The organism is Mesorhizobium sp. M7A.F.Ca.CA.002.05.1.1 (genome assembly GCF_003998335.1).
In the GTDB taxonomy this organism is placed as follows: Bacteria; Pseudomonadota; Alphaproteobacteria; order Rhizobiales; family Rhizobiaceae; genus Mesorhizobium.
In genome coordinates this window covers 1-1549 of record NZ_RZQI01001159.1, presented here as the reverse complement: position 1 = coordinate 1549, position 1549 = coordinate 1, and the positions used below count along the sequence as shown (strand labels likewise).

General features: G+C 63.1%; 2 protein-coding genes and 1 pseudogene. 1 reads left to right on the top strand and 2 read right to left on the bottom strand.

Translation table 11 applies throughout. The features are described 5' to 3' along the window. On the top strand, window positions 1-384 hold a 384-nt coding region (locus EN939_RS33635; protein ID WP_206528419.1), incomplete at its 5' end, for a SpoVR family protein. Window positions 385-408: 24 nt separating this feature from the next. Here EN939_RS33635 and EN939_RS33630 read toward each other — a convergent pair. Both EN939_RS33630 and EN939_RS33625 read right to left on the bottom strand, forming a co-directional pair. Then, the gene (locus EN939_RS33630; protein ID WP_127271762.1) at window positions 409-1302 is read right to left on the bottom strand and encodes an HlyC/CorC family transporter; all 894 of its coding nucleotides are present in this window, start codon (window positions 1300-1302) and stop codon (window positions 409-411) included. Continuing rightward, window positions 1299-1549 (bottom strand): annotated as a pseudogene (locus tag EN939_RS33625) (3-dehydroquinate synthase); the annotation flags it as partial. The pseudogene EN939_RS33625 and the gene EN939_RS33630, both read right to left, overlap by 4 nt.

Below are 1549 nucleotides of genomic sequence, written 5' to 3'. Positions count from 1 at the left end.
TTTATCCGCCAGTACCTCAGTCCGGCCTTGATCCGGAAATGGCGGTTTTTTGTGCTTGGCGACGCTGCCGACCAACCGCATTGCCTGGTCGCCTCGATCCACGACGAGCGCGGCTACGCCAAGATACGCGCCACGCTCGCCAACAGCTATGACCTCGGCGCAAACCGACCGGACATTCAGGTGGTGGATGTCGATCTGCTCGGCGACCGCCATTTGCGCCTGCAGCACAAGGTCAATGACGGCATCCTTCTCGAGGATGCCAGCCGCGACGCCACGCTTCGTCACATCCGCAGGCTTTGGGGTTATGAAGTCAGCCTGGCGGCCATGGATGCCGAGACCGGCGCGACGATCCACGAACGCTCGACCAGCCAGATCGCCGGATGACGTGCCCCGGCCTCCCTGCGCGTATCAGGTGTCGCCGGCTGGCCTGATCCTCAGCCTTGCGATCCGGTTCTTGTCGCGTTTCATGACGATGAAGCGCTTGCCGTGGAACGTAAAAGCCTGCTTCTCCTCGGGGATCGATTGCGTCTCGTGGATGACGAGGCCGGCAATGGTGGTGGCCTCCTCATCCGGCAGGTTCCAGTCGAGAGCCCGGTTGAGGTCACGGATCGGCACCGTACCGTCGACGACCACGGAGCCGTCGGCCTCCTGCTTGACGCCCTGTATGTCGACATCATGCTCGTCGGCGATCTCGCCGACGATCTCCTCGATAATGTCCTCCAGCGTCACCAGTCCTTCGACCTCGCCATATTCGTCGACGACGACGGCGAAATGCGCTTTGCGGCGAAGGAAGGCGTTGAGCTGTTCCTGCAAGGTTGTCGTGTCGGGCACGAACCATGGTTTCGAGGCGATCTTCATCACATCGATCCTGGAGAAGTCGTTGCCGACTTCGTTCAAGGCGCGCAGCAGATCCTTTGCATGCAGCACGCCGACGATGTTGTCGAGCGAGCCTTTCCACAGCGGCATGCGGGTGTGCGGGCTTTGCAAGATCTCGCGCACCACCGCTTCCGGCGCATTGTCGGCATTGACCGAGCGCATGTTGGTGCGGTGGACCATGATGTCGGAGACTTCGAGTTCGGCGAGATCGAACAGGCCGCCGACGCGGTCGCGATCCTCGCGCACCACCTGGCCGTCGCGGCGGAAATCGTCGACCGCGCCGCGCAATTCGTCCTGGCTGGAACGCTGCGGCTCGATGCGCGAAAGCTCGTATCCGGACATGGCAAGCAGGCGCGTGCGCACGGCAACAAGCAGCACGATGAGGATGGCAAGGACGGCAACGACGATCCAGCCGGGCTCGTTCATCTCCGGTCGCTTTCCTTTGGGTGATTCTCCCTGAGGAACGACAGCACTTCCGAGGCCGGCACGTCCTTGGCGATGAAGGCCTGGCCGATGCCGCGCGTCAGGATGAAGGTCAGCGCGCCGCGCGACACCTTCTTGTCCTGGGTGATAAAGGCCAGCAGCGCCTCGGCGTCAGGCAGATCGCCCGATATGTCGGCTATCCGCCAGGGCAGGCCGACGGCGCGCAGATGCGCCTCGACGCGCGCGGCAT

Coding starts and splice junctions, on each gene's coding strand:
- EN939_RS33630 (WP_127271762.1), bottom strand. CDS start 1,302: ATGAACGAGCCCGGCTGGATCGTCGTTGCCGTCCTTGCCATCCTCATC.